General features: G+C 69.4%; 21 protein-coding genes. 18 read left to right on the forward strand and 3 right to left on the reverse strand.

What is annotated here, in order from left to right:
* Nucleotides 1-28 precede the first annotated feature (28 nt).
* Nucleotides 29-625 (forward strand): histidine phosphatase family protein, encoded by a 597-nt coding sequence (locus tag AABA78_RS07865; protein WP_338262336.1) that lies wholly within the window; start codon nt 29-31, stop codon nt 623-625.
* 3 nt (nt 626-628) lie between these two features.
* Here AABA78_RS07865 and AABA78_RS07870 read toward each other — a convergent pair whose 3' ends face one another.
* The 3 genes from AABA78_RS07870 to AABA78_RS07880 all read right to left on the reverse strand — a co-directional run bounded on the left by AABA78_RS07870 (nt 629) and on the right by AABA78_RS07880 (nt 3,671).
* Nucleotides 629-1,192 carry an anthranilate synthase component II gene (locus AABA78_RS07870; RefSeq protein ID WP_120528103.1) on the reverse strand — a complete coding sequence of 188 codons (564 nt, stop codon included), beginning with the start codon at nt 1,190-1,192 and terminating at the stop codon, nt 629-631.
* Nucleotides 1,189-2,685 carry an anthranilate synthase component I family protein gene (locus tag AABA78_RS07875; RefSeq protein ID WP_171414249.1) on the reverse strand — a complete coding sequence of 499 codons (1,497 nt, stop codon included), beginning with the start codon at nt 2,683-2,685 and terminating at the stop codon, nt 1,189-1,191. Before AABA78_RS07875 ends, AABA78_RS07870 begins: the two co-directional genes overlap by 4 nt.
* A gap of 71 nt (nt 2,686-2,756) precedes the next feature.
* A complete protein-coding gene (locus tag AABA78_RS07880; RefSeq protein ID WP_338262387.1) occupies nt 2,757-3,671 on the reverse strand; it encodes an SH3 domain-containing protein in 915 nt (304 codons plus the stop codon).
* A gap of 238 nt (nt 3,672-3,909) precedes the next feature.
* Between AABA78_RS07880 and AABA78_RS07885 the strand changes: the two genes are divergently transcribed.
* From AABA78_RS07885 to AABA78_RS07965, 17 genes are all read left to right on the forward strand, one after another.
* Nucleotides 3,910-4,899: a ligase-associated DNA damage response exonuclease gene (locus AABA78_RS07885; RefSeq protein ID WP_338262337.1), complete on the forward strand. Its 990-nt coding sequence runs from the start codon at nt 3,910-3,912 to the stop codon at nt 4,897-4,899.
* Between the two features lie 3 nt (nt 4,900-4,902).
* Nucleotides 4,903-6,501: an ATP-dependent DNA ligase gene (locus tag AABA78_RS07890; protein WP_338262338.1), complete on the forward strand. Its 1,599-nt coding sequence runs from the start codon at nt 4,903-4,905 to the stop codon at nt 6,499-6,501.
* A 19-nt stretch (nt 6,502-6,520) separates the two neighbouring features.
* Nucleotides 6,521-9,046: a ligase-associated DNA damage response DEXH box helicase gene (locus AABA78_RS07895; protein ID WP_338262388.1), complete on the forward strand. Its 2,526-nt coding sequence runs from the start codon at nt 6,521-6,523 to the stop codon at nt 9,044-9,046.
* A complete protein-coding gene (pdeM, locus tag AABA78_RS07900; protein WP_338262339.1) occupies nt 9,016-9,669 on the forward strand; it encodes a ligase-associated DNA damage response endonuclease PdeM in 654 nt (217 codons plus the stop codon). Before AABA78_RS07895 ends, pdeM begins: the two co-directional genes overlap by 31 nt.
* Before the next feature lie 6 nt (nt 9,670-9,675).
* Nucleotides 9,676-10,041 carry an HNH endonuclease gene (locus AABA78_RS07905; protein ID WP_338262340.1) on the forward strand — a complete coding sequence of 122 codons (366 nt, stop codon included), beginning with the start codon at nt 9,676-9,678 and terminating at the stop codon, nt 10,039-10,041.
* 447 nt (nt 10,042-10,488) lie between these two features.
* Nucleotides 10,489-11,151, forward strand: coding sequence for a cytochrome c3 family protein (locus tag AABA78_RS07910; protein WP_171414244.1), 663 nt, complete (start codon nt 10,489-10,491; stop codon nt 11,149-11,151).
* Complete coding sequence (locus tag AABA78_RS07915; RefSeq protein ID WP_338262389.1) at nt 11,148-14,360, forward strand: TAT-variant-translocated molybdopterin oxidoreductase; 3,213 nt, start codon at nt 11,148-11,150, stop codon at nt 14,358-14,360. The genes AABA78_RS07910 and AABA78_RS07915 overlap by 4 nt, the downstream gene beginning before the upstream one ends.
* A 5-nt stretch (nt 14,361-14,365) precedes the next feature.
* Complete coding sequence (gene nrfD / locus AABA78_RS07920) at nt 14,366-15,805, forward strand: NrfD/PsrC family molybdoenzyme membrane anchor subunit (protein ID WP_171421920.1); 1,440 nt, start codon at nt 14,366-14,368, stop codon at nt 15,803-15,805.
* Between the two features lie 4 nt (nt 15,806-15,809).
* The gene (locus AABA78_RS07925) at nt 15,810-16,355 is read left to right on the forward strand and encodes a DUF3341 domain-containing protein (RefSeq protein ID WP_171421919.1); all 546 of its coding nucleotides are present in this window, start codon (nt 15,810-15,812) and stop codon (nt 16,353-16,355) included.
* Nucleotides 16,352-16,912, forward strand: a complete 561-nt coding sequence (locus AABA78_RS07930) for a c-type cytochrome (protein WP_338262341.1) — start codon at nt 16,352-16,354, stop codon at nt 16,910-16,912. The genes AABA78_RS07925 and AABA78_RS07930 overlap by 4 nt, the downstream gene beginning before the upstream one ends.
* The gene (locus AABA78_RS07935; RefSeq protein WP_338262342.1) at nt 16,909-18,108 is read left to right on the forward strand and encodes a hypothetical protein; all 1,200 of its coding nucleotides are present in this window, start codon (nt 16,909-16,911) and stop codon (nt 18,106-18,108) included. Before AABA78_RS07930 ends, AABA78_RS07935 begins: the two co-directional genes overlap by 4 nt.
* Nucleotides 18,105-18,596 carry a hypothetical protein gene (locus AABA78_RS07940; protein WP_338262343.1) on the forward strand — a complete coding sequence of 164 codons (492 nt, stop codon included), beginning with the start codon at nt 18,105-18,107 and terminating at the stop codon, nt 18,594-18,596. Before AABA78_RS07935 ends, AABA78_RS07940 begins: the two co-directional genes overlap by 4 nt.
* Nucleotides 18,597-18,636: 40 nt before the next feature.
* On the forward strand, nt 18,637-19,512 hold the full coding sequence (locus AABA78_RS07945; protein WP_338262344.1) for an SCO family protein: 876 nt from the start codon (nt 18,637-18,639) through the stop codon (nt 19,510-19,512).
* Nucleotides 19,509-20,555 (forward strand): cytochrome c oxidase subunit II, encoded by a 1,047-nt coding sequence (coxB, locus tag AABA78_RS07950; protein WP_120530157.1) that lies wholly within the window; start codon nt 19,509-19,511, stop codon nt 20,553-20,555. Before AABA78_RS07945 ends, coxB begins: the two co-directional genes overlap by 4 nt.
* Complete coding sequence (locus AABA78_RS07955) at nt 20,539-22,215, forward strand: cytochrome c oxidase subunit I (RefSeq protein ID WP_171421750.1); 1,677 nt, start codon at nt 20,539-20,541, stop codon at nt 22,213-22,215. Before coxB ends, AABA78_RS07955 begins: the two co-directional genes overlap by 17 nt.
* Nucleotides 22,208-22,870: a cytochrome c oxidase subunit 3 family protein gene (locus AABA78_RS07960; protein WP_171421749.1), complete on the forward strand. Its 663-nt coding sequence runs from the start codon at nt 22,208-22,210 to the stop codon at nt 22,868-22,870. The genes AABA78_RS07955 and AABA78_RS07960 overlap by 8 nt, the downstream gene beginning before the upstream one ends.
* Before the next feature lie 10 nt (nt 22,871-22,880).
* Nucleotides 22,881-23,321 carry a cytochrome C oxidase subunit IV family protein gene (locus tag AABA78_RS07965; protein ID WP_338262345.1) on the forward strand — a complete coding sequence of 147 codons (441 nt, stop codon included), beginning with the start codon at nt 22,881-22,883 and terminating at the stop codon, nt 23,319-23,321.
* The last annotated feature ends 20 nt before the right edge of the window (nt 23,322-23,341 follow it).

Raw genomic sequence — 23,341 nt, forward strand, 5'->3', positions numbered from 1 at the left:
CCGCCACGGGCTGACACAGATTGGCGCCATGAACTCACGCGCGCCCCAGCTGGTCCTCGTCCGTCACGGTGAGACGGAGTGGAGCCGCAGCAGCCAGCACACCGGCCGCACGGACCTGCCGCTGTTGGAGGAGGGCCGCCAGATGGCGGAGCAGCTCCGTGCGCCGCTGAGCGCGTGGCGCTTCGCCGCCGTGTGGACCAGCCCGCTGTCGCGCGCCCTGGAGACGTGCGTGCTCGCGGGCTACGGCGACGTGGCCCAGAAGCGCGACGACCTGATGGAGTTCAACTACGGCGACTACGAGGGCCGCACCGGCGCGGACATCCGCACCACGCGCCCGGGCTGGACGCTGTGGGCGGACGGCGTCCCCAACGGGGAGACGCTGGAGGAGGTGGGCGCCCGCGTGGACCGCGTCATCGCGGAGGCGCGCGCCCTCCAGGACGACGTGCTCGTCTTCTCCCACGGGCACCTGCTGCGCATCCTCGCCGCGCGCTGGCTGGGCCTGCCTCCGGATGGCGGCAGGCTGTTCCACCTGGGCACGGCGTCCATCAGCGTGCTGGGCTCCGAGGCCGGCGGCAGGCAGCCGGTCCTCGTGAGCTGGAACGACACCACGCACCTGCGGGGCTGAGCGCTACAGCTTCCCCTCCAGGAAGTTGCGCACCAGCGACGGGCCTTCCGGCGTCAGCACGCTCTCCGGATGGAACTGCAGGCCCACCACCGGCCGCGTGCGGTGCCGCAGCGCCATCACCAGGCCGTCCTGGCTCCACGCCGTGGCCTCCAGCTCCGCGGGCATGGAGTCCGCGGCCACCACCAGCGAGTGGTAGCGCGCCGCCTGGAAGCCCTGCCGCACGCCCGTGAAGACGCCGGTGCCTTCGTGCCGGATGAGCGCCGCCTTGCCGTGCACGGGCTCCGGCGCGCGCACCACCTGGCCGCCGAACGCCGCGCCAATGGACTGGTGCCCCAGGCACACGCCCAGCACCGGCACGCGCGACTGGGAGATGGCCGCCACGCTCACCCCGGCCTCGTGCGGCGTGCACGGCCCCGGAGACACCACCAGGTGTGACGCGCCCGAAGCCGCGACGCCCGCGGCATCCAGCGCGTCGTTGCGCACGACCTTCACCTCCGCGCCCAGCGTGTAGAGCAGCTGCACCAGGTTGAAGGTGAACGAGTCGTAGTTGTCGATGACGAGGATCACCGCCCACCTCCTTCGCGCGCCAGCCGCAGCGCGGCGGCCATGGCGCCCGCCTTCGCTTCCGTCTCGTCCGCTTCCTTCATGGGGTCCGAGTCCGCCACCAGCCCCGCGCCGGCGGTCCACATCGTGCGGTCGCCATCCACGAAGAAGGTGCGCAGCGCGATGGCCACGTCCAGCGTGCCGCAGAAGGACAGGTAGCCCACCGCGCCGGCATAGGGCCCGCGCCGCATGGGCTCCAGCTCGTCGATGATCTGCATCGCGCGAATCTTGGGCGCCCCCGACACGGTGCCCGCCGGGAAGGTGCTCGCCAGCGCGTCCAGCGCGTCGAAGCGCGTGGTGTCCAGCTTGCCGCGCACCTGGGACACGATGTGCATCACGTGGCTGTAGCGCTCGATGATCATCAGGTCCTCGATGCGCACGGTGCCCGGGGCGGCCACCCGGCCCACGTCGTTGCGCCCCAGGTCCACCAGCATGATGTGCTCGGCGCGCTCCTTCTCGTCCGCGAGCAGCTCCTTCTCCAGCCGCAGGTCCTCGGCCTCGGAGCCGCCCCGGCGCCGCGTGCCCGCGATGGGCCGCACCACCACGTCCCCGTCGCGCACCTGCACCAGCAGCTCCGGCGACGCGCCCACCAGCGCCCGCGCCTCGCCCAGGTCCACCAGGAACAGGTACGGCGACGGGTTCACCCGCCGCAGCGCCCGGTAGAGCGACAGCGGCGGGATGGCGCCCTTCGCCTCGAACCTGCGCGCGAGCACCGCCTGGAAGCAGTCCCCCGCGCGCACGTACTCCTGCACCTTCTCCACCGCCCGCGCGTAGCCCTCGCGGTCCCAGCACGCGACGGGGGCCGGCGCGTTCTTCTGCGAGGGCGCGGGCGCGTAGGCCTCCGGCGGCAGCGGACGGCGCAGCTTCTCCGCCATCGCCTCCGCGCGTCCTTCCGCGTCCTTCAGCGCCTGCGCGACGCTGCCGTGCAGCGCGGGCCGCGCGATGGCGATGGCCTTGAGCGTCTGGGTGCGCGTGTCGTGGGTGACGAAGTCCTCGGCCACGAGCCACTCGGAGTCCGGGAAGCCCGTGTCACGCGGGTGGCGGTCCGGCACGCTCGGCTCGAACCAGGACGTGGCGTTGTAGCCCAGGTAGCCCACGAGCCCGCCCAGGAAGGGCGCCTCGCCCGGCAGCGTCGCCACGGACAGCTCGCGCCACAGCGTGCGCAGCACGTCCAGCGGGCGGCCCTCGCGGCGCTCCTCGTGCGAGCCGCGCCACAACGTGAGCCCGTCCCGGTCCAGCCGCACGCGGCCCGCCGGGTTCACGCCCACGTGGCTGTAGCGCCCGAAGCGCTCGCCGCCGTAGCACGACTCGAGGATGAAGCCGCGGCTGCCGCCGCCCAGCTTCAGGTATGCCGACAGCGGCGTATCCAGGTCCGCCGGCAACTCCACCGACACCGGCACCGCCTGGCCTGCTTCCGCGCGCTGCCGGTAGGCTGCCTTCCGCTCCTGCGCATCCATGGTCTATTGCCCTGACCCCTCTGCCACTTCCCGGAGGGGCGCCCGGGTGCCCGGCCTTCCGGGCCCTGCGACTACGGTTTCGCGACGGGCTTCGCCTGGGCGAACACGCCGTCCTTCCACTGATAGACCTCGCGCTCCGTAACCTTCCGCGGCTCGCCTTCTTCCTCCGCCTCCTCCTCGTTCGTGCGCACCACCAGCGCGCGCTTCGCGGCCGGCTGGAAGGAGACCTCGAACGAGCTCATGTTCGGCGGGTCCATCAGCCCGCCCAGTTCCAGCGCCAGCTTCGCCTTGCCCAGCACGCCCGGCTTCCCATTCGAGCCGGTGTAGCTCACGTAGGACGTGACGTAGTCGCCGCAACGCTCCGGCGTGGAGTCCAGCTGCAGCAGCGTCACGCCCGCCTGCTTCGCGGGGACGAGCGTCACCTTCACCGGGCCGCCCTGACCGCTGCCGTAGTTCGTGGACGCCACCGCCACGTCCACGCTGCTCACGCGGCGGGGCGGCTTCACGTTCGGCTCCAGCACGCGCACGCGCGCCTTGAACTCGTTGCTCATCACCACCGTGGCCACTTCCATCTCGCCGTCCCCGTCGAGGTCGGCCTCGAAGCGGAACGGCGTGAGCGTGTTGCCGAAGACCCAGCCGGACACAGGCGCCGAGCCCGGAGCCGCCTTCGCATCCACGACGGCCACCTGGTACCAGGTGTTGACGTACTCGCCGACCCTCGCGCGCGTCCCCACCTTCAGCACGCGCACGGGGGTTCCCAGCATCAGCGTCTTCACGACGCCCGCCTCCGCCGCCGCGCTCGCGCGCAGGTTCGCCTCATCCACACCCAGGTAGACCTGCTGCCCCGCGGTGAACGCGGTGAACTCGAAGTCCTCCGGAGCCGGCGCGCCCGCCTCCGCCAGCGGCGCGCTGTATTCGAGCACCGCGTCCGAAGCAGGGGTGGACTGCGCCAGGGTGAGGGACAGGAGGAGCGCGGGCGTCAGCATCACGAAAGGGTCCGGAAGTGGGAGGTTCCCGGGTTTATCCCCCGTCCCCGCCCACCATCCAAGGGGCCCTCCGGTCCCTGGCTTCGTCGTTTGGATCGCAAGCAGGGCCCGGACGCACGCCCGCCCCCTTGTCAGCGGAGCGCCCCGGGAGGTTGGACCGTGGGTGGCCCCTGTTCCAAGGCCTCGTTACCTCTACAGGACCGTGGCCACCGCGACGACCCATCAGGACCGACCGCCGTTGGTTTCCGTGACGCCGCAGGGGCTGTACTGCCAGGCGGGGAACTTCCACATCGACCCCTGGCGTCCGGTGGAGCGGGCGCTCGTGACGCACGCGCACGGCGACCACGCCCGGAGCGGCAGCAAACGCTACCTGGGGGCCCGCGCCGGGCTGGGCCTGCTGCAACGGCGGCTGGGCGCGGACGCGGTCATCGACACGCTGGAGTACGGCGAGACGCTGAAGGTGGGCGACACCACCGTGAGCTTCCACCCCGCGGGCCACGTGCTGGGCAGCGCGCAGATCCGCGTCGAGCACCGGGGCGAGGTGTGGATCATCTCCGGTGACTACAAGCGCACGCCGGACCCCACGTGCACGCCCTTCGAGGTGGTGCGCTGCCACACCTTCATCACCGAGGCGACGTTCGGTCTGCCCATCTACCGCTGGGATGACACGGGCCTCGTGGCCCAGGACATCCTGCGCTGGTGGGACGCGAACCGCGAGGCGGGGCGCTCGGCGGTGCTGTTCTGCTACGCGCTGGGCAAGGCGCAGCGGCTGCTGGCGGAGCTGGGCAAGCTGACGGACCGGCCGGCCTACGTGCACGGCGCGGTGAACGGGCTCGTCACCGCGTACCGCGAGGCGGGCATCCCGATGCTGCCCACGCAGCTGGTGTCGGAGACGGAGAAGGGCACGTCCTTCGCGGGAGCGCTGGTGCTGGCGCCGCCGAGCGCGGCCGGCTCCACGTGGATGCGCCGCTTCGGTGAAGCGGAGACGGGCTTCGCGTCGGGGTGGATGCGCGTGCGCGGCAACCGGCGCCGCCGTGGCTACGACCGGGGCTTCGTGCTGTCGGACCACGCGGACTGGCCGGACCTCTTGCGCACGGTGGCGGACACGCAGGCGGAGAAGGTGCTCGTGACGCACGGCTACACCGACCCTTTGTCGCACTACCTGCGGGAGCGGGGCGTGGATGCCTCGCCGCTCGCCACGCCCTTCGAGGGCGAAGCGGAGGACTGACCCGTGCGAGCACTGGCCGACCTGTACGACACGCTCGACCAGACGACCTCCACCAACGCGAAGGTGGAGGCGATGGCGCAATACTTCCGGAAGACGCCACCGGAGGACGCGGCCTGGGGTCTGTTCTTCCTCACGGGCCAGAAGCTCAAGCGGCTGCTCACGTCGAAGCTGCTGGTGGGCTGGACGCAGGAGCTGACGGGCATCCCGGACTGGCTCTTCGATGAAGTCTACGCGTCGGTGGGAGACCTGGCGGAGGTGATTGCCCTGCTGCTCGACGGCGCGAACTTCCCGCCCGAGCACGCCGAGGAACTCCCTCTCTCCCGATGGCTGGAGGAGCGCCTGTTGCCGCTGCGCGGCCTGGAAGCGGCGGAGCAGCGCGAGCGCGTGGTGGGCTGGTGGAGGTCCATGCCCCGCCGCGAGCTGTTCCTGCTCAACAAGATGCTCACCGGCGAGCTGCGCGTGGGCGTGTCCAACACGTTGGTGGTGCGCGCCATCGCGCAGGTCACGGGGCTGCCGCCGCCCAGCGTGGCGCACCGGCTGATGGGGACGTGGACGCCGACGAAGGCGTTCTTCGAACAGCTCGTCGCGCCGGATGTGTCGGACGGCCACGTGTCGCGCCCGTATCCGTACTACCTCGCGTCACCGCTGGAACAGCCCGCGGAGTCGCTGGGTGAGGTGAGTGACTGGCTGGTCGAGTGGAAGTGGGACGGCATCCGGGGCCAGCTCATCCGCCGACAGGGCGACGTGTTCCTCTGGAGCCGCGGCGAGGAGCTGATCACCGAACGCTTCCCTGAAATCACCGAGGCCGCCCGGGCCCTGCCCGAGGGCACGGTGCTCGACGGCGAGGTGATGGCCTACGAGGACGGGACGCCCCTGCCCTTCGCCCGGCTCCAGCGCCGCATTGGCAGACAGAAGCTCACGCCCAAGGTGCTGGCGGAGGCCCCCGCCGCGTTCGTCGTCTACGACCTGCTGGAGCAGGACGGCAAGGACGTGCGCGAGCTGCCCCTGCGCGAGCGCCGCGCGAGGCTGGAGGCCCTGCTCAAGGACCACCCGCGCTTCCCCATCTCGCCTTCGGTGACGGCGCCGTCGTGGGAGGCATTGGCGGAGCTGCGCAAGGAGTCCCGCGAGCGCAACGTCGAAGGCCTGATGATCAAGCGCCTGGACTCCGTGTACCAGACGGGGCGCAAGCGCGGCGATTGGTGGAAGTGGAAGATCGACCCGTACACGGTGGACGCGGTGTTGCTCTACGCGCACCCGGGCCACGGCCGGCGCTCGTCGCTCTACACGGACTACACCTTCGCGGTGTGGAACGGCGAGGACCTGCTGCCGGTGACGAAGGCCTACTCGGGTCTCACCGATGAGGAGATTGGCCGGCTGGACCGGTGGATCCGCGCCCACACGCGGGAGAAGTTCGGTCCAGTGCGCTCGGTGGATCCAGAGCAGGTGTTCGAGCTGCACTTCGAAGCCATCGCCCCGTCCCCGCGACACAAGTCGGGCATCGCCTTGCGCTTCCCCCGCATCGCCCGCTGGCGCGCGGACAAGACGGCGAGGGACGCGGACACGCTCGACTCGCTGAAGGGGCTGCTCCATGCAGCCCACTAAGCCGCGCCGCCGCAATCGCATGCGAGGCAAGCACGCGCCGGAGAATCAGACCGAAGCACCGAAGCGCACCCGCGCAAAGCGTCCCGTTCCCCGCAGCCCTTCCCCGTACCAAGGCGCGCCGCTGGATCAACTCCGCCAGTGGTTCGCCGCCAAGGGCTGGACGCCGTACGCCTTCCAGGAGGAGGCCTGGGCGGCCTACGCGCGCGGAGACAGCGGCCTCATCCACGTGCCCACCGGCGCGGGAAAGACCTACGCGGCCTATATCGGCCCGCTGGCGGACGCGGCGGAGCGCAACGAGAAGGGCCTTCAGATCCTCTACCTCACGCCGCTGCGAGCAGTGTCGCGTGACGTGGAGCAGGCCCTGCGCGAACCACTGATGGCCCTGGACGCGGACCTGGAGGTGGAGAGCCGCACGGGCGACACGTCCGCCTCCGTGCGACAGCGTCAGCGCGAGCGCCTGCCCCAGGTCCTCATCACCACGCCGGAGTCCCTGTCACTGCTGCTGACCCAGGAGCAGGCAGCGGAGAACTTCGCCTCACTGCGCGCCGTCATCGTGGACGAGTGGCACGAACTGCTCGCCTCCAAGCGAGGCACGCAGGTGGAGCTGGCCCTGGCGCGCCTGCGCCACTTCGCCCCGGGCCTGCGCATCTGGGCGCTGTCCGCCACGCTCGCCAACCTGGAGGAGGCCGCGCGCACCGTCGTCGGCACGGACCGCGAGCCCACGCTGGTCAGCGCGGATCTCCAGCGTCCCGTGGACGTGGAGACGCTGCTCCCCGCGGAGGTGGACACCTTCCCGTGGTCGGGCCACCTGGGATTCTCCATGCTCCCGCGCGTGGCCGAGTGGCTGGACCCCACGCAGTCCACGCTCCTCTTCACCAACACGCGTTCACAAGCGGAGCGCTGGTTCGAAGGGCTGCGTTTCCTGCGCCCGGAATGGGAGCACCTGCTCGCGCTACACCACGGCTCCATCGACCGCGAGGAGCGCGAGCGCGTGGAGGGCGGCCTCAAGGACGGCAGCCTGCGCCTCGTCGTGTGCACGTCCTCGCTGGACCTGGGCGTGGACTTCGGCCCGGTGGAGCGCGTCATCCAGATAGGCAGTCCCAAGGGCATCGGTCGCACCCTCCAGCGCGCGGGCCGCAGCGCGCACCGCCCCGGCGCCACCTGTCGCATCCTCTTCGTCCCCACGCACGCGCTCGAACTGGTGGAGATGGCCGCCGCCCGGGACGCCATCGCGAGCCGCGAGGTGGAGCCGCGCACGCCGCTGTCCAAGCCGCTCGACGTGCTGGCCCAGCACCTGGTGACGTGCGCGCTGGGAGGAGGCTTCACCCGCGAAGCCCTGCGCGACGAGGTCCGCACCGCCACGAGCTACGCGTCCCTCACCGACGAGGAGTTCGACTGGGCGCTCGCCCTGGTGCGCGAGGGTGGCCCCACGCTGCGCGCCTACCCGGAGTTCCGCCGCGTGGTCGAAGTGGACGGCCGCTTCCGCGTCCCCGACGTGCGCCTCGCGAGGCTGCACCGGCTCAACATCGGCACCATCACCTCGGACGCGTCCGTGCAGCTGCGCTACTGGAGCGGCGGCAACCTGGGCACCGTGGAGGAGTCCTACGTCAGCCGCCTGAAGCCCGGAGACACCTTCCTCTTCGCGGGCCGCCGGCTGGAGTTCAGCCGCTTCAAGGACATGACGGCGTACGTGAAGCCCGCGAAGGCCAAGGCCACGCAGACGCCGCGCTGGGGCGGCAGCCGCCTGCCCCTCTCCACGTCGCTCGCCTCCGCGATGCGCCGCACGCTGGAGGCCGCGCGCCAGGGCGACGTGACGCGAGACGAGATCGCCGCCGCGTGGCCCATCCTCGACGCGCAGGCCCGCCTGTCCCGCATCCCCGGCGACGGCCGCTGTCTGGCGGAGACCTGCCGCACCCGCGACGGCCACCACCTCTTCCTCTATCCCTTTGAAGGAAGGCTCGTGCACGAGGGCCTGGCGGCGCTCCTCGCCCTGCGCCTCACGCGCCTGCAGAAGGCCACCTTCAGCCTGTCGGTGAACGACTACGGCCTGGAGCTGCTCACCCCCACGCCCTTCCCCTTCGACGAGGCCCTGCGCCCGGCCCTCTTCACCCGCGAGCGGCTGGTGGAGGACATCCTGGAGAGCGTGAACCTGAGCGAGCTCGCGCGCCGGCAGTTCCGCGACATCGCCCGCGTGGCCGGGCTGGTGATGCCGGGCCTGCCCGGAGCGCGCAAGTCCACCCGCCAGGTCCAGGCCAGCTCCGCGCTCCTCTACGACGTCTTCGTGAAGTACGACCCGGACAACCTCCTGCTGCGCCAGGCGCGACGCGAGGTGCTGGAGCACCAGTTCGAACAGGGCCGGCTCGCGCGCACCCTACAGCGCCTGGAGGCGAACCCCGTCGAGGTCGTCCACGTCCACCGGCCCTCGCCGCTGGCCTTCCCGCTCGTCGTCGAGCGCATCAGCGCGAGCGTGTCCAACGAATCCCTGCTGGACCGCGTGGAGCGACTCAAGGAGCGATGGTCCCAGGCCGATGCCAGACCCGCGTAGCGGACGCGGACGTGGAGCTGCTCCCGGAGCGGGCCCTGCACTGGCCTGAAGCCGGCGTGCTCGCCGTGGCCGACCTGCACTGGGGCAAGACCGAGTCGTTCCAGCAGCACGGCATCCCCCTGCCCCTGGGCGTCCTGGAGGATGACCTGGCCCGCCTCTCCTCCGCCCTCACCGCCACCGGCGCCCGGCGCCTCCTCCTGGTGGGGGACCTCGTGCATTCGAAACAGGGGCTCACCGCCGATGTCATCAGCCGCGTGAATGCCTGGCGCGAAAACCATGCTTCATTAGAAGTCGTACTGATACGCGGCAATCACGACCGCCACGTCCGGACCCTGCCCCCCACCTGGCGGATGGAGGATCGCGAGGACGCATGGGATGAAGGCCCGTTCCGCTTCGCCCACCACCCGGAGCCCGCTACAGGCCGCTACGTGTGGGCCGGTCATCTCCACCCCATGGTGCGCCTGACGGGCGGGGCGGACCGGCTGCGGCTGCCGTGCTTCCACCTGCGCCCCGGGGTGGGCGTGCTGCCCGCGTTCAGCGCCTTCACCGGGGGGCTCGACGTGCGGCGGGGCAGGAAGGACCGCGTCTACGCCGTCGCCGGCACCGCGGTGGTGGAGGTCTAGCGAGCCATGAGCCAGGCCAGGCGCCGCCGCGTGCTGGCGATCATCGCCACCGACGCCACCTTCGAGCGCGTCCCCCACCGGGGCGCCGAGGTGTGGATGGGCAAGTGCCTGCACTGCAACGCCCACCTCGCCGTCGGCCTGGACGGCGAGCCCATCAGCCGCGCCACCATCGAGCACATCGTGCCCCGGACCGCCGGCGGCACCGACGCGCTGGAGAACCTGGGCCTCGCCTGCGCCCGCTGCAACCAGGGCAAGGGCAGCCGCCACGACGCCCACTTCCACCGCGACGCCCGCGTGCGCGAGCTGGTGGACCGCCTGCTCCAGAAGCGCCGCGATCGCTGGCGCGACCCCGGTGACCCGGACTCCGAGTAGCCCCGCTTCAGGCGTGGCGCGCGCCGTCGCACCTTGTAGCGCGCACCCTGAGAGGGATTGCTCCCCGAGGGCGGCGCTCCTCGCGCAAAGCCCCCTTCCGATCGCCAGAAGCGGGATTCATCACCCCGCGCGGGCAACTTGTCGCAACCGCCCCGGGAAGTGCTAAGCGATCCTTATTCCCACTCCCCACAGAATGGTTGACACTGCCGTGTTCATGGTTGATGGTCCCGCGCCGCATTGGGTCGGGAAATGCATGAGGGACCCGCGCCCACGGCACCATCCTAGAGGTTCGTTGGACGTGACTGCCTTGCCGTCTGAGCGCCAGGAGCCACCGCCCGCCCGGTCCACCGGGACCGGGACGGCCCCCCTGACTTCCGCGCCGAACGGTTTCCCCGCGTCCACTCCTGCTTCCATGTCGCCTTCAGTCCTCTTGACCCTGGTCCTGGTATGAGCGGCCCTCTCTTCCCACGCTGGACGAATACGGTGTCGCGCCTGTCGGCCGCGATGCTCCTCGCCGTGCCCGCCATCGCCATCGGTGGCCTGCTGGCCTACGTGCGCTCCCCGCACGTGACCAATCAGGCGCACCCGGTGGAACAGCCCATCGAGTTCGACCACCGGCACCACGCCGGTGACGAGCAGATCGACTGTCGCTACTGCCACTGGACGGTGGAGAAGTCCCCGTCGGCGGGCATCCCCTCCACCACGGTGTGCATGTCCTGCCACGCCCAGGTGTGGAACAAGAGCCCGTACCTCACCGAGGTCCGCAAGGCGTTCTTCGCCGACCAGCCCATCCCCTGGGTTCGCGTCCACAACCTGCCGGACTTCGTCTACTTCAACCACTCCATCCACGTGGGCAAGGGCGTCGGCTGCGCCACCTGCCACGGCCGCGTGGACCAGATGGGCGCCATCGAGCAGTCCGCCCCGCTGACGATGAGCTGGTGCCTGGACTGCCACCGCAACCCCGGCCCCAACCTCCGCCCCCAGGAGTTCATCACCAGCATGACCTGGGCGCCCCCCACGGAGAAGGCGGAGGCCACGGCCCTCGCTGAGAAGCTCTCCAAGGAATACGACGTTCACTCGCGCACGAGCTGCTCCACATGCCACCGATGAACACCAAGCCTGACAGCGCGCCCGCGCAGGAAACCCCCTCGTCGTTCGCGCTCCCGGTCGTCTCGGGCCGCAACGAGGCCGCCCCCCACGCCCACGACGACGTCGTGACGGAAGCCCTGGAGCACGCCTCCACCCGCGCCGTCCCGGCGGAGGGCGCGTACGGCAAGACGTACTGGCTCGGCCTGGAGGAGAAGCTCGCCACGCCGGAGTTCCTGGAGGAGACCCGCCCGGAGTTCCCCGTCGGCGCGGACCTGCCCCCCACCGGCTTCGCCCGCCGCGAGTTCATGCAGCTCCTGGGCGCGTCGCTCGCCCTGGCCGGCGCCACCGCGTGCAGCACCCGTCCCCAGGACGAGCGGCTGGTCGCGTACACGAAGACGCCGCCGGAAGTCACCCCGGGCAACCCGCTGCACTACGCGTCCGGCATGACGCTCGGGGGCCACACCTCCGGCCTGCTCATCACCGCGCGCGAAGGCCGTCCGGTCAAGGTCGAGGGCAACCCCCAGCACCCCATCAACAAGGGCTCCGCGGGCGTCTTCGAGCAGGCGTTCCTGCTCTCCCTCTATGACCCGCAGCGCGCCCGCGTGCTGCGCCAGGGCAACAACCCCCGCTCGCTGCGCGTGCTGGCCGAGGAGGTCTCCGCCCTCGTCGGCCAGAAGGCCGCGGCCGACGGTGGCAGCCGCCTGCGCTTCCTCACGGAGCCCATCAGCTCCCCGATGCTGCGCGACGTGACGGGCCGCATCCAGAAGAAGCTGCCCAACGCGCGCTTCCACGCGTTCTCCTCCATCTCCGACTCCGCCGCCGCGGAGGCGCACCGCGCCCTGTTCGGCCAGCCCGTGCAGGCCGTCTACGACCTGACCCGCGCGGACGTCATCGTCTCCCTGGACGCGGACTTCCTGGAGAGCCGCCCGGAGAACCTGGGCCTCAACCGCCAGTTCGCGGACCGCCGCGACCCGAAGAACGGCGAGCTCAACCGCCTGTACGTCGCCGAAGCCCGCCTGTCCATCACCGGCGGCATGGCGGACCACCGCCTGCGCGTGAAGTCCGCCGAGGTGTTCGGCATCGCCGCCGCGCTGGCGCAGGCCGTGGGTGGCCCCGCCGCCAGCCTGGGCGCCGCCGCGTCCGGCAAGGCCGGCACGCTGGACCCGAAGGTCTCCTCGTGGGTGCAGGCCGTGGCCCAGGACCTGAAGTCCAAGTCCGGCCGCAGCGTGGTCATCGCCGGTGAGCGCCAGCCCGCCGCCGTGCACGCGCTGGCCCAGGCCATCAACGTCGCGCTGGGCAACGTGGGCACGACCGTGCAGGTCGTCCCGGCCGCCGCCCCGGAAGCCTCCGGCCTCGCGGAAGTGCGCGCCCTGGTGGAGGACATCAAGGCCGGCCGCGTGGACACGCTGATCATCACCGCCACCAACCCCCTCTACGCCCTGCCGGTGGACGCGGGCCTGGCGGAGGTGCTGGACCCGAAGCAGAACGCCAACCGCAAGGCGCTGTCCGTCCTGTACGCGGGCCACTACGAGGACGAGACCTCCAAGTTCGCCGACTGGTTCGTGCCCCTGGCGCACCAGCTGGAGACCTGGAGCGACGGCCGCGCGGTGGACGGCACCGTCAGCATCGCGCAGCCCCTCATCCAGCCGCTCTTCAACGGCGTGCCGGAAGCGGAGCTGTTCGCGCTGTTCCTCGACGAGCCCTTCCGCCCCGCCTACCAGATGCTGCGCGACTACTGGACCGCGCAGGGTGGCGAGGCCGGCCGCGCCGACTTCGAGACCCGCTGGGAGACCTGGGTCTCCGAGGGCATCGTCCCCGGCAGCATCTCCGCCGCGCTGACGGCCACGCCGAACCTGGACGCCGCCTCCACGCTGGTCTCCGGGTACCAGCCGCCCGCCGCCGGTGAGCTGGAGATCAACTTCGTCCATGACTACAAGGTCCTGGACGGCCGCTTCGCGAACAACGCGTGGCTCCAGGAGCTGCCGGACCCCATCACGAAGATCGTCTGGGAGAACGCCGCCATCCTCAGCCCCGCCACCGCCAAGCGGCTGGGCCTTGAGAACAACCACGTCGCGGAGCTGGAGTACGGCGGGCGCAAGCTGCAGGTCCCCGTCACCGTCCTCCCCGGCCACGCGGACGACACCGTCACCGTCGCCCTGGGCTACGGCCGCACCGGCCTGCATGAGGTCGTCGCCAAGGGCGTGGGCTTCAACGCCAACCTGCTGCGCACGACGAACGCCCCCTGGTTCGACGGCGGCGCGAAGCTGACCAAGGCCCGCGGCAGCCACAAGTTCGCCCGCACCCAGTACCACTGGCGCATGGAGGGCCGCCCGCTGGCCCTGGACATGTCCGTCAGCGAGCTGGCGCACCCGTCGAAGGAGACGGAGCACACGCTGGAGCGCGTCCAGGCCAAGTACGAGCTGGGCAAGCAGAACAACCTCCCCGACTTCGAGTACGCGAAGACGCCGCAGGAGGGCTACAAGTGGGGCATGTCCATCGACCTGTCGCGCTGCACGGGCTGCAACGCGTGCGTCGTGGCGTGCCAGGCGGAGAACAACATCCCCGTCGTCGGCAAGCAGCAGGTGGGCGTCGGCCGTGAGATGCACTGGCTGCGCATCGACCGCTACTTCCAGGGCGATGAGAACGACCCCACCATGGTCATGCAGCCCGTCGCGTGCGTGCACTGCGAGAAGGCCCCCTGCGAGTACGTCTGCCCGGTGAACGCCACCGTGCACTCGGACGAGGGCCTCAACGACATGGTGTACAACCGCTGCATCGGCACGCGGTACTGCTCCAACAACTGCCCCTACAAGGTCCGCCGCTTCAACTACCTGCACTACACGCAGGGCAAGACGCCGACCGAGAAGATGCTGATGAACCCGGACGTCACGGTGCGCAACCGCGGCGTCATGGAGAAGTGCACCTACTGCGTGCAGCGCATCGAGCGGGTCCGCATCAACGCCCGCGTCGAGAAGCGCCTCATCCAGGAGAAGGAGCTCCAGACGGCGTGCCAGCAGACCTGCCCCACGCAGGCCATCGCCTTCGGCTCGCTCGCGGACCCCGCCCAGCGCGTCACCCAGCTCCACGAGGACGAGCGTGCCTACCGGCTGCTGCACGAGCTGGGCACCCGCCCCCGCACCGCCCACCTCATCCGCTTGCGCAACCCCAACCCTGCCCTCGTGCCCGCCGCCCCTGCTGAAGCCGCGCCGGCGCACGAAGGAGGTCACTGACCGTCATGGCCGAGACCGCACACGCACTCCCGCTCGACCCCCTCGAGCCTCGGGACCTCGTCGCGCCGCACCACGACGACAAGTCCCTCAATGAGACGCTGCTGGACCATGTCTGGCGCAAGCCGGGCAAGGGCTGGTTCATGCTCCTGGGCATGACGTCCGCCGCCCTGGGCCTCCTGGTCATCGGCGTCACCTACACCCTCGCGCGCGGCATCGGCGTGTGGGGCAACAACCAGCCGGTGGGCTGGGCGTTCGACATCATCAACTTCGTCTGGTGGGTCGGTATCGGCCACGCCGGTACGCTCATCTCCGCCATCCTCCTGCTCTTCCAGCAGAAGTGGCGCACGAGCATCAACCGCTTCGCGGAAGCCATGACGCTGTTCGCGGTCATGTGCGCGGGTCTGTTCCCGCTGCTCCACACGGGCCGTCCCTGGTTCGCCTTCTGGCTGTTCCCCTACCCCAGCACCCTGGGCGCCTGGGCGCAGTTCCGCTCGCCGCTCGTGTGGGACGTGTTCGCCATCTCCACGTACCTCACGGTGTCCGCCCTCTTCTGGTTCGTGGGCCTCATCCCGGACCTGGCCGCCCTGCGTGACTCGTCCAAGACGAAGCTGCAGCGCACCATCTACGGCCTGTTCGCCCTGGGCTGGCGCGGCTCCGGCCGTCACTGGCACAACTACAAGGTCGGCTACCTGCTGCTCGCCGGCCTCTCCACGCCGCTCGTGGTGTCCGTGCACACCATCGTGTCGTTCGACTTCGCCGTCTCCCAGATTCCGGGCTGGCACGCGACCATCTTCCCGCCCTACTTCGTGGCCGGCGCCGTGTTCAGCGGCTTCGCGATGGTGATCACCCTCATCGTGCCCGCCCGCAAGTACCTGGGCCTCCGGGACGTCATCACGGACCGCCACCTGGAGAACATGAACAAGGTCATCCTGGCGACGGGCCTGCTCGTGTCCTACGGGTACCTGATGGAGCACTTCATCGCCTGGTACTCCATGAACCAGTACGAGTTCTGGACCTTCTACGTGAACCGCGCCACGGGCCCCTACGCCGGCGTGTACTGGCTGATGATCACCTGCAACGTGGTCACCCCGAACATCTTCTGGTTCAAGAAGGCCCGCACCAGCATCCCCATCATGTGGGTGGCGTCCATCGCGGTGAACATCGGCATGTGGTGCGAGCGCTTCATCATCATCGTGACGTCGCTGTCGCAGGACTTCCTGCCCTCGTCGTGGGACATCTACACGCCGACCTGGGTGGACTGGTGCATCTACATCGGCACCCTGGGCCTGTTCGGCACCCTGTTCCTCCTGTTCCTCAAGTTCGTTCCCGCCGTCGCGGTGAGCGAGGTGAAGGAGCTCCAGCTGGAGCTCAAGCACGCCGCCCACGCCGCCCATGGCAACGGACACCACGGCTCGGACGCCGCGGCCACCCACGGAGCGCACTAGCATCATGGAAGCCAAGGTCCTTGATTCCTGGGTGTTGGCCGAGTTCGCCACCCCGGAAGCCCTCGTCTCCGCGACGCAGCAGATGCGCGAGAAGGGCTTCCAGGGGATGGACACCTACTCTCCCTACCCGCTCCACGGCGGGTCGGAGGCCCTCGGTCTGCCGCCCTCGCGCATGCCCTTCATCGCCCTGGGCGGCGGCCTCACCGGCATGGTGACCGCCCTCACGATGCAGACGTGGATGAACACCATCGACTACCCGCTCAACGTCGGCGGTCGTCCGTTGCTGAGCCTCCCGGCCTGGGTGCCCATCACGTTCGAATTGAGCGTGCTGTTCGCCGCGTTCGGCATCTTCTTTGGCCTCCTGGGCCTCAGCAAGCTGCCGCAGCCCTACCACCCGGCCTTCGAGTCGGAAGAGTTCCGCAGCGCGTCCACGCACGGCTATTGGCTGAGCATCCCGCACCCCACGGGGACGGACGCCGCGGACGTCAAGAACCAGCTGACGGCCCTGGGCGCGACCCACGTGACCGTCGTGTCGGGAGAGAACGAATGAGGTGGCTCATCCCCGCCGCCGGGCTCGCCGCGCTCACGGGCTGCAACGTCAGCTCGGAGTTCCTCCAGCGCATGGAGTCCCAGGCGAAGTACGAGTACTACGAGACGTCCGAGTTCTGGCCGGACGGCCGCGCCATGCGCGTGCCCCCCGCCGGCACCGTCCCGCGCGAGCGGCCGGTGGGCAACCCGGGCATCTCCACGGGCCGCGCCAATGGCGTCGCCGTGAGCGCCATCCCGCTGCCGGTGGACAAGCAGCTGCTGGCGCTGGGCCAGAAGAAGTACAACATCGTCTGCTCGCAGTGCCATGGCGTGCTCGGCGACGGCAACAGCGTCGTGGCGGAGAACATGGCGCTGCGCCTGCCGCCGTCCCTGCTGGAGCTCGCGGACAAGCCGGCCGGCCACTTCTACACCGCCATCAACGAGGGCTACGGCATCATGCCGTCCTTCTCGGGTGAGCTCGACACGCGTGAGCGCTGGGCCGTCGTCGCCTATGTGCGCGCGCTGCAGGCCGCCCGGAGCACCGCCGGGACGCAGCCCGTCCCGCAGGAGAACCGATGATTGCCATGGAGCGCTACACCGGCACGCCCAAGCTGATGGTGCCCGCGTTCGGCCTGGGCGTGGTGGGCCTCGTGCTCACCGCCGTGGGCTTCTTCATGAACCCCGAGGCGACCAGCTTCAGCTACCTCTTGGGCTTCACCTACTGGGTCGGCATCAGCGTGTCCGCCCTCATCATGCTGGCCATCTTCCACACGGCCAAGGCGAAGTGGCCCATCGTCCTGCGCCGCGCCATGGAGACGATGTCCATCGCGGTGCCCGTCTTCGCGGTGCTCATCCTCGCCCTCATCCCGATGATGAAGTACCTCTACCCCTGGGTGGATGGCTCGCCGCTGGCCGCCCACATCCACGGCGTGGAGGTGGAGCACCTGGCGCACAAGAAGGCCCACTACCTGAACCTGGGCTTCTTCGCCGTCCGCCAGGTCATCTACTTCGCGGTGTGGATCTTCGTCTCGCACCGGCTGTACGGCTGGAGCACGAAGCAGGATGAGACGGGCGAGTTGGAGCTGACCGTCAAGCAGCGCAAGTTCTCCCCGGGCGCCCTGCCCTTCCTGGCGCTGACCATCACCTTCGCCGCCTTCGACTGGCTGATGAGCCTCACCCCGCTGTGGCAGTCCACCATCTTCGGCGCCTACTACTTCGCCGGCAGCTTCCTGGCCGCCTTCTGCGTGCTCGCGCTGGCCACGGTGCGGGCCCAGGGCAAGGACCTGTACGGCAGCCTGGTGAAGACGCCGCACTACCACAACCTGGGCAAGCTCATCTTCGCCTTCACGGCGTTCTGGGCCTACATCGGCTTCTCCCAGTTCCTGCTGGTGTGGATCGCCAACATCCCGGAAGAGGCCCCCTGGTACGGCCTGCGCATGTACGGCCCGTGGCGCGGCGTCTCCTACGTCATCTTCTTCGGCCACTTCGTGCTGCCGTTCTTCACGCTGCTGTCACGCAAGCTGAAGGAGAAGCCGGGGACCCTGGCGGTGGCCGCCACCTACCTGCTTCTCATGCACGCCGTGGACCTGTATTGGCTCATCTGGCCGGCGTTCTCCGGTGAGGCCGGTCCGACCTTCCACTGGACGATTCTCACGGCCTTCGTGGGCGTGGGCGGGGTCTCGGTGGGCTACGCCCTGTTCCGGGCGCGCGGTCGGTACACCTTCCCGGTGAAGGACCCCTACATCGCGGAGTCCCTGAGGTACGTGCAGCCATGAAGAAGACCCAGTCCGAAGTCGAATCGCGGGTCATCGTCGGCGCGCATGGCGTCGCGGCCGAGGAAGACCACCTCGTCATGGGGAAGGTCGTCGGCGTCGGCGTGGGCGCCATGGTCCTCTTCCTCGTGGGCGCGGTGTGGGCCTGGCGCATCCAGGTCGTCACCATGGAGGACGCGCAGCCGGACGGGCCTCCTCCCCGCCCCGCCGCGGTGGGCCAGTACGAGGTCGGCATCGTGAACCAGCGCCTGTTCGAACAGGACTGGCGCGCGACGGAGAAGCTGGGTGGCCAGCACCAGGCGCTGAAGAACGGCTGGGGTGACCAGCCGGGCGTCGCCGCCCACAAGCCGCTGGAGCAGGCCATGGACCAGGTCATCGCGACCGAGGCCCAGAAGGCCCGCGAGCCGGCTCCGGCCCCCGCTCCCGCCCCGCAGCAGGCCCCGGCGCCCGCGCCCCACGCGGCGCCCCCGGCCCCGGCCCCGAAGAAGTAGGCTCCCACCCGCTCCTCCTGCCCCCGAGCTGTCCCGCCCCATGCCGTCCCTCTTCCCGCATTGCTCCGCCCGCGCCGCCGGGCTCCTCGCGGCGCTCGCGCTGGTGCTCACCAGCGCCACGCCCGCGTTCGCCCTGCCGGGTGGAGGCAAGACGCCCCGCGCCATCGTGGAGGCGGACTCCGACCTGCCCCCGCCGGTGACGGGCGTGGACGTGGAGGAGCACCTGGGGGAGCCGCTCCCCCTGGAGACGCGCCTGGTGGACTCCAATGGGGAGGAGGTGCGGCTGGGCACGCTGCTGTCCAAGACGCGCCCCACCCTGCTCACGCTCGTCTATTACGAGTGCCCCATGCTCTGTAACCTCGTCATCAACGAGCAGGTCCGCGTGATGCGCGAGCTGGGCCTGGAGCTGGGCAAGGACTACGAGGCCGTCACCGTCAGCATCGACCCCAAGGACACCCCGGCGCAGAGCGCCGAGCGGCGTCGCAAGTATCTGCAGTCCATGGGCAAGCCGGAGACGGCCCCCTGGCACTTCCTCACCGGCACCGACGAGAACATCCACAAGCTCGCCGACGCCGTGGGCTTCAAGTACACGTATGAACCGAGCACGAAGCAGTACGCCCACCCCGCGGTGGTCACCGTGCTCACCCCGGAGGGGAGCATCTCCCGCTACCTCTACGGCACGTCGTTCGACCGCAAGGACGTGAAGCTTTCGCTGCTGGAAGCAGCGGGCGGTCGGGTCGGGACGAGCGTCGATCGCATCGTCATGTCCTGTTTCAAGTATGACACCGCCACGCGGCGGTACGGTTTCTACATCTTCGGGTTCATCCGCCTGGGCTCCCTGGCTGTCTTTGGCGCCCTGGCCACGATGCTGATCTATTTCTGGAGGCGCGAGCTGAAGAAAGGCGCGACTACATGAGCGACCTGGCCAACCAATTCCTGTTCCTCCCGGAGCGCGCGTCCACGTTCGCGGAACGGGTCGACTTCCTGCACTACTTCGTCGTCGGCACGACGATGGTGATGTCCGCGGGCGTCGGCCTCGCGGCGCTCTTCATGTTCTTCCGCTACCGTCGGCGGGAGGCCCACCAGCACACGGAATACGTGGTGCCGGACCTGAAGACGGAGTTCCTCTTCGTGTCCGTCCCGCTGGTGTTCTTCCTGGCGTGGTTCGCCATCGGGTTCCGGGACTTCACCTGGTACACCACCCCGCCCAAGGACTCGATGGATGTCTACGTCATGGGCAAGCAGTGGATGTGGAAGTTCTCCTACCCGGAGGGCCCCAACGGCGTGAACGTGTTGCACGTGCCGGCACACCGCCCGGTGCGCCTGCTCATCACGTCCCGCGACGTCATCCACTCCTTCTTCGTCCCGTCCTTCCGCATCAAGATGGACGCGCTGCCGGGCCGCTACACGCAGGCCTGGTTCGAGGCGACGAAGCCCGGCACGTACCAGGTGCTCTGCACCGAGTACTGCGGCCTGTCGCACTCGAAGATGCTGGCGGAGGTCGTCGTGCTCGCGCCGGAGGACTACGAGAACTGGCTGAAGGAGCAGCAGCGCGGCCGCCTGCAGGACCGGCAGGACGCGCTGGCGGACACGTCGCTCGTGCCGCCCGCCGCCCGCATGGCCGAGCAGGGCCAGAAGCTGGTGGGCACGCAGGGCTGCCTCAAGTGCCACTCGGTGGACGGCTCGAAGCACATCGGCCCCACCTTCCTGGGTCTCTACGAGCGCAACGAGAAGCTCGAGGACGGCCAGAACATCCGCGTGGATGAAGCCTACATCACCCAGTCGATGATGGACCCGGGCGCGCACATCGTCGCCGGCTACCAGAACGTGATGCCGACCTACCAGGGCAAGCTGCAGGGCCCCGAGTCGGCCGCCATCGTCGAGTACATCAAGACGCTGCGCACCGCGAACGTGCGCGAGACCGCTTCCGAGGGCCCCGCCTATGACCCCATCCAGTAGCATCGCCGCGCCGGGGGCCGTTCCCGGCCATGAGGCGACCGACGACCACGGCCACCACCCGAGCTATCTGACGGACGGCACCACGGTGAAGTCGTGGCTGCTGACGGTGGACCACAAGCGCATCGGCATCATGTACATGGCGTGGATCCTGCTCTTCTTCCTGGTGGGCGGCATCTTCGCGCTGCTCATCCGGATCGAGCTGCTCACGCCGGGCCCGACCATCATGGACGCGATGACGTACAATCGCGTCTTCACGCTGCATGGCATCGTCATGATCTTCTTGTTCATGATCCCTGCCATCCCGGCCATCTTCGGCAACTTCCTCCTGCCGCTGATGCTGGGCGCCAAGGACGTGGCCTTCCCCCGCCTGAACCTGCTGTCGCTCTACGTGTACTTGGCCGGCGCGGGCTTCGCGCTCTGGGGCATGCTCAACGGCGGCCTGGACACGGGCTGGACCTTCTACACGCCGTACAGCGCGCACACGACGACCACGGTGGCGCCGGTGCTCTTCGGCGCGTTCATCATCGGGTTCAGCTCCATCCTCACGGGCATGAACTTCATCGTCACCACGCACACCATGCGCGCGCCGGGCATCACCTGGTTCAAGATGCCGCTGATGGTGTGGGCGCTCTACGCCACCAGCTGCATCCAGGTGCTGGCGACGCCGGTGATTGGCCTGCTGCTCCTGCTGGTGACGGCGGAGAACCTGTTCAGCCTGGGCATGTTCGACGTGGCCCGCGGCGGTGACCCGGTGCTCTTCCAGCACCTGTTCTGGTTCTACAGCCACCCGGCCGTGTACATCATGGTGCTGCCGGCGTTCGGCGTGATGAGCGAGATCGTCTCCGCCTTCAGCCGCAAGAACATCTTCGGCTACCGCGCGGTGGCGTACTCGAGCGTGGGCATCGCGTTCGTGGGCTTCTTCGCCTGGGGCCACCACATGTTCGTGTCCGGCCAGTCCACCTTCAACGCCGGCGTGTTCGGCGTGCTGTCGATGCTGGTGGGCGTGTTCACGGCCATCAAGGTCTTCAACTGGGTGGGCACGGTCTACAAGGGCGCGGTGGAGTTCAGCACCCCGTTCGCCTACTTCTGCGGCTTCCTGTTCTTCACCGTGTTCGGTGGCATGACGGGCATCGCGGTGGCGACGGTGTCGCTGGACGTGCCCTGGCACGACACCTACTTCGTCGTGGCGCACTTCCACTTCATCATGGTGGGCGCGACGATCATGGCCTTCCTGGCCGCGCTCCACTACTGGTTCCCGAAGATGTTCGGGAAGATGTACCACGAGGGGTGGGGCCTGGTGTCCGCGGCGCTCATCATCCTGGGCTTCAACGCGACGTTCATCCCCCAGTTCCTCGTGGGCAACGCGGGCATGCCGCGCCGCTACTACGAGTACCCGGAGCGCTTCCAGGCGCTGAACGTGGCGTCCACGGCCGGTGCGTCGCTGCTCGCGTTCGGGTTCATCATCATCGCGGTGTACCTGACGTACGCGCTCATCTACGGCGAGCGCGTGGACAACCCGTGGAACAGCAAGGGCTACGAGTGGCTGACGCTGTCCCCTCCGCCCACGCACAACTTCATTGGCCCGCAGCCGACGTATCCCGAGGAGCCGCACTTCTACGTGGATCCGAAGAAGGCCGAGGGCGAGGTGTCGGATGTCTAGCGCGCACGTGACGCCGGGCTCGGTGCCCGGTCCCAAGCTGGCCGCCCACTTCGCGTCGCTGGAGGTCCAGAAGCACGCGGCGCGGCTGGGCATGTGGCTGTTCCTCGCCACGGAAATCCTGCTCTTCGCGGGTCTGTTCGCGTGCTACGCGGCCTACCGCTTCCTGTTCCCGGAAGCGTGGGCGGCCTCCAGCCGCAGCCTTGACCTGACGATGGGCACCATCAACACGGTGGTCCTCATCACCTCCTCGTTCACCGCCGCCATGGCGGTGCACTACGCCAAGGAGGGGAAGAACAAGATGGTGGGGCACATGAACGTGCTCACCCTCCTGATGGCGATGGGCTTCCTCGTCATCAAGTTCTTCGAGTACAAGCACAAGTTCCACATCGGGACGCTGCCGGGCCGCTACTACTTCTACGAAGGCATCCAGCTGCCGGGCGCGCCGCTGTACTTCACGGTGTACTTCGCCTCCACCGCGCTGCACGCGCTGCACGTCGTCATCGGCATGACGGTGCTCGCGTTCGCCACGGTGCGCGCGTACCGCGTCGGGGACTTCAGCGCGAACAACTACACGCAGGTCGAGCTGGGCTCCATGTACTGGCACCTCGTCGACCTGGTGTGGATCTTCCTCTTCCCGATGCTGTACCTGGTCTGAGGGTTACGACATGGCCATCGCCAACGAATCGCATCAGGAAGAGCACAACATGCAGGAGCACCACGGCGCCGGGCGCTACGTGGTCATCTGGGTCGTCCTGCTGGTGCTCACGCTCGTCACGGTCTTCACCGGCCGCATGCACCTGCCCAGCTTCGGCCTGCTGCTGGCGCTCGTCATCGCCAGCGTGAAGGGCACGCTCGTCGCGCTGTACTTCATGCACCTGTCGGAGCACCAGGGCGCCAACCGCCTGGTCTTCGGCGTGTCCATCGTGTTCGTGGTGCTGCTCATCGGCTTCACGCTGATGGACTTCGGCACCCGCTTCCGGCTGGCCAACCCCCCGGGGTCGCAGTACAGCGACCTCCAGGCGGTGGACATCGGCGCGAACCCGACGGAAGGCCGCACGGGTGGGCACCAGCAGATCCAGAAGCAGGGACACGAAACGCACGAGTAGTCCCCGCTTCCTCGCGGTCC

This window comes from Corallococcus caeni, from assembly GCF_036245865.1.
Taxonomy (GTDB): domain Bacteria; phylum Myxococcota; class Myxococcia; order Myxococcales; family Myxococcaceae; genus Corallococcus; species Corallococcus caeni.

Coding starts and splice junctions, on each gene's coding strand:
- AABA78_RS07865 (WP_338262336.1), top strand. CDS start 29: ATGAACTCACGCGCGCCCCAGCTGGTCCTCGTCCGTCACGGTGAGACG.
- AABA78_RS07875 (WP_171414249.1), bottom strand. CDS start 2,685: ATGGATGCGCAGGAGCGGAAGGCAGCCTACCGGCAGCGCGCGGAAGCA.
- AABA78_RS07880 (WP_338262387.1), bottom strand. CDS start 3,671: ATGCTGACGCCCGCGCTCCTCCTGTCCCTCACCCTGGCGCAGTCCACC.
- AABA78_RS07895 (WP_338262388.1), top strand. CDS start 6,521: ATGCGAGGCAAGCACGCGCCGGAGAATCAGACCGAAGCACCGAAGCGC.
- pdeM (WP_338262339.1), top strand. CDS start 9,016: ATGGTCCCAGGCCGATGCCAGACCCGCGTAGCGGACGCGGACGTGGAG.
- AABA78_RS07905 (WP_338262340.1), top strand. CDS start 9,676: ATGAGCCAGGCCAGGCGCCGCCGCGTGCTGGCGATCATCGCCACCGAC.
- AABA78_RS07910 (WP_171414244.1), top strand. CDS start 10,489: ATGAGCGGCCCTCTCTTCCCACGCTGGACGAATACGGTGTCGCGCCTG.
- AABA78_RS07915 (WP_338262389.1), top strand. CDS start 11,148: ATGAACACCAAGCCTGACAGCGCGCCCGCGCAGGAAACCCCCTCGTCG.
- nrfD (WP_171421920.1), top strand. CDS start 14,366: ATGGCCGAGACCGCACACGCACTCCCGCTCGACCCCCTCGAGCCTCGG.
- AABA78_RS07925 (WP_171421919.1), top strand. CDS start 15,810: ATGGAAGCCAAGGTCCTTGATTCCTGGGTGTTGGCCGAGTTCGCCACC.
- AABA78_RS07930 (WP_338262341.1), top strand. CDS start 16,352: ATGAGGTGGCTCATCCCCGCCGCCGGGCTCGCCGCGCTCACGGGCTGC.
- AABA78_RS07935 (WP_338262342.1), top strand. CDS start 16,909: ATGATTGCCATGGAGCGCTACACCGGCACGCCCAAGCTGATGGTGCCC.
- AABA78_RS07940 (WP_338262343.1), top strand. CDS start 18,105: ATGAAGAAGACCCAGTCCGAAGTCGAATCGCGGGTCATCGTCGGCGCG.
- AABA78_RS07945 (WP_338262344.1), top strand. CDS start 18,637: ATGCCGTCCCTCTTCCCGCATTGCTCCGCCCGCGCCGCCGGGCTCCTC.
- coxB (WP_120530157.1), top strand. CDS start 19,509: ATGAGCGACCTGGCCAACCAATTCCTGTTCCTCCCGGAGCGCGCGTCC.
- AABA78_RS07955 (WP_171421750.1), top strand. CDS start 20,539: ATGACCCCATCCAGTAGCATCGCCGCGCCGGGGGCCGTTCCCGGCCAT.
- AABA78_RS07960 (WP_171421749.1), top strand. CDS start 22,208: ATGTCTAGCGCGCACGTGACGCCGGGCTCGGTGCCCGGTCCCAAGCTG.
- AABA78_RS07965 (WP_338262345.1), top strand. CDS start 22,881: ATGGCCATCGCCAACGAATCGCATCAGGAAGAGCACAACATGCAGGAG.